The 1,282-nt window shown below is 39.3% G+C and carries 2 protein-coding genes; one reads left to right on the top strand and one right to left on the bottom strand.

The window, feature by feature from the left end; all coding sequences use genetic code 11:
• On the bottom strand, positions 1–435 hold a 435-nt coding region (locus FHW89_RS28580; protein ID WP_172338455.1), incomplete at its 3' end, for a response regulator transcription factor.
• 208 nt (positions 436–643) lie between these two features.
• Between FHW89_RS28580 and FHW89_RS28575 the strand changes: the two genes are divergently transcribed.
• Positions 644–1,282: cytochrome b/b6 domain-containing protein (locus FHW89_RS28575; RefSeq protein WP_172338454.1), on the top strand; the 639-nt coding region annotated here is incomplete at its 3' end.

The raw sequence follows: 1,282 nt of genomic DNA, 5'->3' as shown, positions 1-1,282 counted from the left end.
TTCATTAACTTCAACCGTCCGGCCCTGCACATCGATGGTAATTTCATTAAATATTAACTTATTGTTGGTATTTAAAGCCTTTCGGCGATAAACTGCCATCAGGCGGGCCTTGAGCTCTGCTAAATGAAAAGGTTTGGTCAGGTAGTCGTCAGCTCCGATATCCAGTCCCTTTAATTTATCCTCCAGGGAGTTCCGGGCAGATATGATCAATACCCCTTCGTTCTTCTGGTTGGTCCGAAGGTATTGCAGCACATCTAGCCCTTCTCCATCAGGCAGCCCGATATCCAGCAAAACACAATCATAATCGTAGTCTGATAGTTTCTGCAGGGCTGGATTTAGCGCGCTACAGCTCTCGCAGATATTGCCATCTACATTCAAATAGTTTGTGATATTCTCACGTAAACTTTGCTCGTCTTCTATTACCAGGATTTTCAAAGCTGCTTTTATTCAAATGTAAAGCTTAAAGTTGAAGAGAACCTGAAGTATAATGCGACCTATCATTTTATTAGTTGGGTAATCGTATCGCGACTACAGATTTGCTTCATATTCATTCAGTAATTTACAAACAATTGATCAAGATAAATAGATCAAATCTGATTAACGTCAAAATGACTTTAGAAGCCAGCGCTAACTTAAGACCACTATGGCAATTATAGCACCTGTCCGTAAAGATACTTGGCATCCCGAGCCTATAAAAAAATATTCGGCTTCACTGCGCTTATGGCATTGGGCCAACACCATTGCTATCAGCGGTTCACTGATTACCGTGTTGATCAATTCAACCATTACCGATGAAAGACCTGTATCAACATTGATTAAAACTCAATTAAAAAATGCCGGTGCCACAGTAAGCAACGAACAGGCTGGTTCAGTTGCACACGCGCTTGGCGATAGCGTCTGGAACATACATATCTATTTTGGGTATGTATTAGTTGGTTTACTTTTATTCCGCTTAATTCTTGAGTTTTTTCAACTGGCAGATCAAAGATTCGTTCGTAAAATAAAAATCGCCTATTCTCAATTTCAAACCACGAAAAAGAACAGAGAATTGATTAAACACGAGTTTACTGTAAAAGCTATCTATACCGTTTTTTATATCTCGCTCATGGTTATGGCTGTAACCGGTTTGTTTTTAGCTTTTGAAGATTTTTTTATGCCCTTCAAATCTATCAGGCACAGCGTTAAAGAAGTCCATGGCTTTTGTATGTACCTGATACTTGCCTTTATCTTTGTTCATCTTGTCGGTGTTTTTTTAGCCGAGCATAAGAGTAATAAGGGTATT

Origin of the sequence: Mucilaginibacter sp. SG564 (genome assembly GCF_013149275.1) — a bacterium.
GTDB lineage: Bacteria > Bacteroidota > Bacteroidia > Sphingobacteriales > Sphingobacteriaceae > Mucilaginibacter.
Note: the sequence above shows the minus strand (reverse complement) of the source record. Positions and strands in the feature narration are given on the sequence as shown.